The following is a 2,410-nucleotide window of genomic DNA, read 5'->3' on the forward strand; positions in this document are numbered from 1 at the left end:
AGGCCTGCCCCCAGGACAGCCCCGAGCCTCGACGTCAGGACAACCTAAACCGACGACACCTCGGTGCAGGCGCGATCCAGGCGGGCCACCGCCTCGGGGTCGGCCAGGGCCTCGGTGAGCCGTGCCAGGAAGGCCTCGCAGCGCCCCAGCTGCTCGCGGGTCACGTACTCGTCGGGCTGGTGGCCCTGGGCCATGCTGCCGGGGCCGCAGACCAGGGTGGGAATCCCCAGCTCGCGCTGGAAGAGCCCCGCCTCGGTGCCGAAGCCGATGCGCTCGCGGCCCGGCGCGGCCAGCAGCGACAGGATCAGTTCCACCAGCTCGCCCTCCTCCGCCATGGCCAGGCCCGGGTAGTCGCCGAGCCAGCTCAGGGAGACACCCGCCTCGGGATGGCGCGCCTTGAGCTCGGCATCCAGGCAATCGATCTGCGCCATCAGCGGCGCCAGCAGCGCCTGCGGGGCCTCGTCCGGCACGTTGCGCACCTCGAAGTCGAGGCGGCACCGGGCCGGGACGATATTCAGCGCCGTGCCGCCGTCGACGGTGCCCAGTTGCAGGGTGGTGTAGGGGATGGCGAAGCGGGTATCGAAGGGTCCGGTCTCGGCCTTGGCGGCGGCGGTGTCGGCGAACCACTGGATCAGCGGCGCCGCCGCCTGGATGGCATTGATGCCCTCCGGGGCCATGCCGGAGTGACAGGCCCTGCCCGTCACCTCGATGCGACCGGCCAGCTTGCCCTTGTGGGCGGTGGCCAGGCGCATGGAGGTGGGCTCGCCCACCACGCAGGCGGCGGGACGCACCCGGAAGCGGCGCATCGCCTCGAGCAGGCTGCGCACTCCCAGGCAGCCCACCTCCTCGTCGTGGGAGAAGGCCAGGTGGATGGGCGCGACGAGCTCGGCGCGGGCCATGGCCGGCACCGCCGCCAGCACCGCCGCCAGGAAGCCCTTCATGTCCGCGGTGCCACGGCCGTAGAGGCGCTGCCCCTTGGCGGTCAGCCGATAGGGGTCGCTGCTCCAGGCCTGGCCGGTCACCGGCACGGTATCGGTATGCCCGGAGAGCATCACCCCGGGGCGGTCCCCGGGGCCGATGGTGGCGTAGAGGTTGGCCTTCTCGCCGCAGGCCGAGGGAACCAGGGTCGCCTCGATGCCCTGCTCGGCGAGGAGATCCCGCACGAAGTGGATCAGCGCCAGGTTGCTGCGATCGCTGGTGGTATCGAAGGCGATCAGCCGCTCCAGCAGATCGACACAGGCCGTCGAGGCATCGCTCATCGGTCGTCTCCCGGCACCCCATAGCCCGGCGCCTGGTTGGGGTCGATGGCGCGGCAGAGGTAGGCGGCCCGCTCGGGGAGGTAGGCCTGCCACACCATGCGCAGCTCCTGAATGGGGGCGATATGCCAGTCCACCCGCAGGTCCACCGCCGGCCAGTTGGCCTGTTCATAGACCTTGAGGCCCGCCGAGTGCACCGGCCCCATCTCGCCGCCGGCGGCCTGGGCCGCCTCCAGCGCCGCCAGCAGCCGCTCGGCGAGCTCTCCCGGGTGGTCCTCGAAGGTCTCCACCAGGGCATCGATCACCGCGCCGTCGGCGAGCATGTTGCCGCCGGCCACGCAGTCGCGGCCGCGCCGGGTGGCATGGATCCCCAGGGTCTCGGCGCCGCTATGCACGGCGCTGCGCCCCGCGGCGTCCAGCACTTGAAGCTGGCGCCATTCGGGGAAGCGCTCCTCCTCGACGAGGCGCGCCAGTACCGTCTCGGCGGACAGGCCCTGGGCCAGCAGCTCGGTGCCGCGCCGGCCCAGCTCCGGGTTGGTAACGTTCTGGGTCAAGACCACCCCGTGCCCCGGGACAATAAAGGGGCAGCGGCTGGCCACGCAGATGCTCGAGGAACTAATCGCGGTGCCGAACTGGCCGGTCTCGCGGCAGAAGCCGGCGATGGAAAAGGTCATTGGGCGCCCTCCTCGTCGTCGGGAATCACGGCGATCACATCGATCTCCATCAGCCACTCCGGCTGAGCCAGCCCCGCCACCACCAGGCCGGTGGAGATGGGATAGACCCCCTTGAGCCACCGCCCCACCTCCCGGTAGACCGGCTCGCGGAAACGCGGGTCGGTGATATAGGTGGTGGTCTTGACGATATGGTCGAGGTGGCTGCCGGCTTCCTCGAGTAGCTGCTTGACGTTCTTCATGGCCTGGTTGGCCTGGGCGGCGGGGTCCCCCAGGCCGACCAAGCGACCCTCGAAGTCGGTACCCACCTGGCCGCGCACATAGACGGTGTTGCCGGCCCGCACCGCCTGGCAGAGGTCGTTGTCCAGGCTCTGGTTAGGGTAGGTGGCCTTGGTATTGAACATGCGAATTCGGGTATGCGTCGGCATCGACGACTCCTTGCTGCTGCTGAGGCGATAACGGCGGGAGGCGTCTTCGCCTCCC

3 protein-coding genes are annotated in these 2,410 nt (G+C 70.5%); all 3 read right to left on the reverse strand.

The window, feature by feature from the left end:
• Positions 1 to 44 precede the first annotated feature (44 nt).
• The gene (gene argE / locus HPA02_RS18005) at positions 45 to 1,259 is read right to left on the reverse strand and encodes an acetylornithine deacetylase (protein ID WP_146804582.1); all 1,215 of its coding nucleotides are present in this window, start codon (positions 1,257 to 1,259) and stop codon (positions 45 to 47) included.
• Complete coding sequence (locus HPA02_RS18010; RefSeq protein WP_146804583.1) at positions 1,256 to 1,930, reverse strand: DUF1028 domain-containing protein; 675 nt, start codon at positions 1,928 to 1,930, stop codon at positions 1,256 to 1,258. The genes argE and HPA02_RS18010 overlap by 4 nt, the downstream gene beginning before the upstream one ends.
• Positions 1,927 to 2,410, reverse strand: a 484-nt coding sequence (locus tag HPA02_RS18015) for a RidA family protein (protein ID WP_244945964.1), incomplete at its 5' end; no start/stop codon positions are given. The genes HPA02_RS18010 and HPA02_RS18015, both read right to left, overlap by 4 nt.

The organism is Bisbaumannia pacifica (assembly GCF_007989625.1).
Taxonomy (GTDB): Bacteria; Pseudomonadota; Gammaproteobacteria; order Pseudomonadales; family Halomonadaceae; genus Bisbaumannia; species Bisbaumannia pacifica.